The sequence below is a fragment of the Micromonospora sp. 4G55 genome, from assembly GCF_016803375.1.
Genome location: NZ_JAEVHN010000551.1, coordinates 1 through 4,135, shown reverse-complemented (window position 1 = coordinate 4,135; position 4,135 = coordinate 1). Strand labels below are relative to the sequence as shown.

Genomic DNA, 4,135 nt, shown 5'->3' with positions numbered 1-4,135 from the left:
TCGTCGGCGAGGTCCGCGTCCACCCCGGCGGGGGCGCGGCACCCGGTCAGCGCCAGCAACGCCGCGCCGCCCACGGCGACCGCCGTCCACCACCGCCGCATCGCACCCGACCTTTCGCCGACCGTGACCGTGGCGCCCGCCGAGCGGGTGTCACGGTGCGGCAGCTTACGGCACCGGGCCTCAGATGGCGGGGAGTCCCTTCGGGCCGGCGCCGCGCATCGAGCGGGTCAGCTTCCGGTCGTCGCTCCACAGAAAACAGCGGATGCCGCGGTCGCCCTCCTCCCACTCCCGCTGCGACGGCGGGTAGAAGATCGACCCGGCCCGGTACGGCAGGTCGGCGTTGTTCGGCACCGCGGCAAAGTTGGCGATCAGGGCCATGCAGCGCCGGTGCACCTCCTGGTTGGCCCGGCCGAACGCGGCCCAGCTCATGTCCCGTTCGAGGTATACCCCGACGAACTCGGCCCGGTGCGGCTCGGAGCAGAGCACCGGCGCCATGTAGTTGAGGTTGTCGCCGATCAGCTTGGGGTCGAAGCAGCGGTGGGTGAGCGGGTTGTCGCCGATCATCGCCCCGCGCAGGCTGCCGGTGCGGTTGACCGGGCGGGTGTTGTCGATGCTGTCGGTCTCGCTCAGGTCGCAGCGGAACCAGCGGGCACCGCCGTTCCACGCCGGCACGGACGGCAGCGCGATGTTCATCGTGAGCCGCGCCGAGTGCCAGTCGCCGCCGAGCACCTCGCGGGCCCGCTGGTCGCACTCGGCGCGGGCGGGGCGCAGCGCCGGGGAGCCCGGCTCGGGGCGCGACCCGGCCGCCGCGTCGCCGGTGAAGGTCCCGACGTGGATCGCCTCGGCCAGGTGGCTGCGGGCGCAGTCCACCGTGTCGTACGTGCTCGCCTGGACCACCGCCGTGATCCGGGGCAGGCAGGCGTCCGTGGCGGGCACGAACATCCGGGGTACGGGCAGGTCCGGCCAGTCGTCGGCCAGGTCGCCGTCGGGCCGGTGCTGCGGGACGCAGCCGCTCATCGCCATCGTCGCCGCGCCGGCCAGCGCCAGCGCCACGAGCCACCGTCGCATCGTCCGCCCTTTCCGGGAGATGACGGCCGGTCGGTGCGGCCCACGCGGAGTTGCGGTTCCGCGGGACGTGCAGCACGGCCGACCGTCTCTGATGGAGTGTTGCCGCCTTTCCGTCGGGCGGCCAGTCGCGGCTGGCCGTCCGTCCGGTTTTGCGTTCCGTGGAGCCCAATCTTGCACCAGCGGTCACTCCTGGGTCACAGGGCGTTCCCGTGGGGCCGCGATGCCCGCGGCGGGTGGCCGCATTCGTACACTGACCCCGTGACCGTACCGCCGCCGATCGTCGCGCCCAGCATCCTCGCCGCCGATTTCGCCCGCCTCGCCGACGAGGTCCGTGCCGTGGAGAACGCCGCGGACTGGCTGCACGTCGACGTGATGGACAACCACTTCGTGCCCAACCTGACCATCGGCCTGCCCGTGGTGCAGAGCCTGCGCGCGGTGACCCGGATCCCGTTCGACGTGCACCTCATGATCGAGGACCCGCGTCGCTGGGCCCCCGGTTACGCCGACGCCGGCGCGTACAACGTCACCTTCCACGCCGAGGCCTGCGACGACCCGGTCGCGCTGGCCAAGGACCTCCGCTCGGCCGGCGCCAAGGCCGGGCTGGCCATCGACCGGGACACCCCGATCGAGCCGTACCTGGAGCTGCTGCCCAGCTTCGACACGCTGCTGATCATGACGATCAAGGCCGGCTTCGGCGGGCAGCGGTTCATCCCGCAGCTGCTGGAGAAGGTCCGCGCGGCCCGCCGGCACGTCGACACCGGCCACCTGGAGCTGCGCATCGAGGTCGACGGCGGGATCGCCGCCGACACCATCGAGCAGGCGCGGCGGCCGGCGCGGACGCCTTCGTCGCCGGCACCGCCGTCTACGGGGCGGCCGACCCGGCCGAGGCGGTGCGCCGCCTGCGGGGGCTCGCGGAGCGCGCGGTTCCCGGAGCCTGACGTGGACCCGGCCGGCGATCGACCCGACGTCATCCTGGTCGTCGACGACGACGAGGACATCGCCCGCTTCGTCGAGTTCAACCTGCGGCTGCACGGCTTCGAGGTGCTGCACGCCGGCGACGGCCAGGAGGCGCTCGAGATGATCGAGCGGCACCGGCCGGACCTGGCCGTGGTGGACCTGATGATGCCCCGGATCGACGGGCTGGAGCTGACCCGCCGGCTGCGCGCCGACCCGATGACCTCCGCCCTGCCGGTGATCATGCTGACCGCCAAGGGGATGACCGTGGACAAGGTGCACGGCCTGAGCGCCGGCGCCGACGACTACCTGGTCAAGCCCTTCGACACCGCCGAGCTGGTGGCCCGGGTCAGCTCCACGCTGCGCCGCAACAAGGAGTTTCGGGAGGTCTCCCCGCTGACCGGGCTGCCCGGCAACAGCCGGATCCGCCGGGAGATCAGCGACCGGGTCCGCAGCGGCGTCGACTACGCCGTCGGCTACATCGACATCGACCGGTTCAAGAGCGTCAACGACCGGTACGGCTTCGTCCGCGGCGACGAGTTCATCTCCGCGCTGGCCCGCAGCCTGCACCGGGCGGTGGTCTCGATCGGGCTGCCGCCGGCCTTCCTGGGCCACGTCGGCGGCGACGACTTCGTCGTCGTCTGCACCCCGGAACAGGTCCGGCCGTTGACCTTCCGCGCGGTGGAGGACTTCGAGAAGGCCGCCGACAAGCTCTACGACCCGGCCGACGCCGAGCGCGGCTTCGTCGAGCTGAAGGACCGCCGGGGCAACGTGCGCAAGGCGCACCTGGTCACCCTCTCCATCGGGGTCTCCCTCTCCGACGCCCGGAAGCGCTTCACCGACCCGCTCGCCGCGATCGCGGTCGCCTCGGAGATGAAAACCGTCGCCAAGAGCCAGCCCGGCTCGTACGTGGCGGTGGACCGGCGGCGCGCGGACGGGGTGTGAGGTAGCCCGCGTGCAGTGGCCAACCGGGCCGGGGAACGTGTAAGACTTCCCATGTACCCACCACGCGCTGGCGGGGCTCGGTGAAATTCCGAACCGGCGGTGATCCACGGTCCGACCGTGGTAAGCCCGCGACCCGGACGGCTCAGGCCGCCCGGTGGACCTGGTGAGAATCCGGGGCCGACGGTTGGGAGCGGAGAACGTTCCGCACCCAGAAAGTCCGGATGGGAGACAGCGCGCGGGACGGGGCGGGCCTGCGTGGGTCGCTGCATCCAGCCATCGCGTGGGCTCCCCGGGGGCGGCCGTGCCGTTCCCGGATCCGCCGCCGCCTGCCCGCGGCTCCTCCCGTACCGCCCGCGCGCGGCCCGGCGAGTGAGAGGGCAGAGGAATGGCCGGCGTCCCCGTTGACGACGCGATGCGTCGCGCCGTCACGCTGGCGGCCCGTGGCCTCGGCACCACCAGCCCCAACCCGGTCGTCGGCTGCGTCCTGCTCGATTCGGACGGCACGGTCGTCGGGGAGGGATTCCACGCGTACGCGGGCGGACCGCACGCCGAGATCGTCGCGCTCGCCCAGGCCGGTGAGCGCGCCCGCGGCGGCACCGCGGTGGTCACCCTCGAACCCTGCGACCACACCGGCCGCACCGGTCCCTGCAGCCTCGCGCTGGTCCAGGCCGGCGTGGCCCGGGTGGTGATCGCCGTGCCCGACCCCAACCCGGTCGCCTCCGGCGGCGCCGCCACCCTGCGCGCCGCCGGCATCCAGGTCGAGCTCGGGGTACGCGCGCCGGAGGCCGAGGCCGGCAACATCGCCTGGCTGACCTCGATGCGCCGCGGCTGGCCGTACGTCATCTGGAAGTTCGCCGCGACGCTCGACGGCCGGTCGGCGGCGGCCGACGGCACCAGCATGTGGATCACCTCCGAGGCGGCCCGCATCGACGTGCACGCGCTGCGCGGCACGGTCGACGCGGTGCTCGCCGGGGTGGGCACCGTGCTCGCCGACGATCCCCGGCTCACCGCCCGCAACCTGCGCGACGGCAGCCTGGCCATCCGGCAGCCGCTGCGGGTGGTGGTGGACAGTTCCGGGCGTACCCCCGCCGGGGCCCGGGTCCGCGACGGCGCCGCCCGGACGTGGATCGCCACCGCGGCGGAGGTCGGGGCCGGCCCGGACGGCCGG

The 4,135-nt window shown here is 73.6% G+C and carries 3 protein-coding genes, 1 pseudogene and 1 riboswitch; of the genes and pseudogenes, 3 read left to right on the top strand and 1 reads right to left on the bottom strand.

Annotation, left to right across the window (positions count from 1 at the left end; translation table 11 throughout):
* Positions 1-180 precede the first annotated feature (180 nt).
* On the bottom strand, positions 181-1,068 hold the full coding sequence (locus JNW89_RS29570; protein ID WP_238451590.1) for a septum formation family protein: 888 nt from the start codon (positions 1,066-1,068) through the stop codon (positions 181-183).
* Positions 1,069-1,326: 258 nt separating this feature from the next.
* Between JNW89_RS29570 and rpe the strand changes: the two are divergent.
* The 3 genes and pseudogenes from rpe to ribD all read left to right on the top strand — a co-directional run.
* A pseudogene (gene rpe, locus JNW89_RS29565) lies at positions 1,327-2,006 on the top strand (ribulose-phosphate 3-epimerase).
* Position 2,007: 1 nt separating this feature from the next.
* Positions 2,008-2,967, top strand: coding sequence for a response regulator (locus tag JNW89_RS29560; RefSeq protein WP_179804339.1), 960 nt, complete (start codon positions 2,008-2,010; stop codon positions 2,965-2,967).
* 62 nt (positions 2,968-3,029) lie between these two features.
* Positions 3,030-3,204, top strand: a riboswitch (FMN riboswitch).
* A gap of 148 nt (positions 3,205-3,352) precedes the next feature.
* On the top strand, positions 3,353-4,135 hold a 783-nt coding region (gene ribD, locus JNW89_RS29555; protein WP_238451589.1), incomplete at its 3' end, for a bifunctional diaminohydroxyphosphoribosylaminopyrimidine deaminase/5-amino-6-(5-phosphoribosylamino)uracil reductase RibD.

Excerpts from the sequence above, each read along its gene's own strand:
- JNW89_RS29570 (WP_238451590.1), bottom strand. The coding sequence starts at position 1,068 with ATGCGACGGTGGCTCGTGGCGCTGGCGCTGGCCGGCGCGGCGACGATG.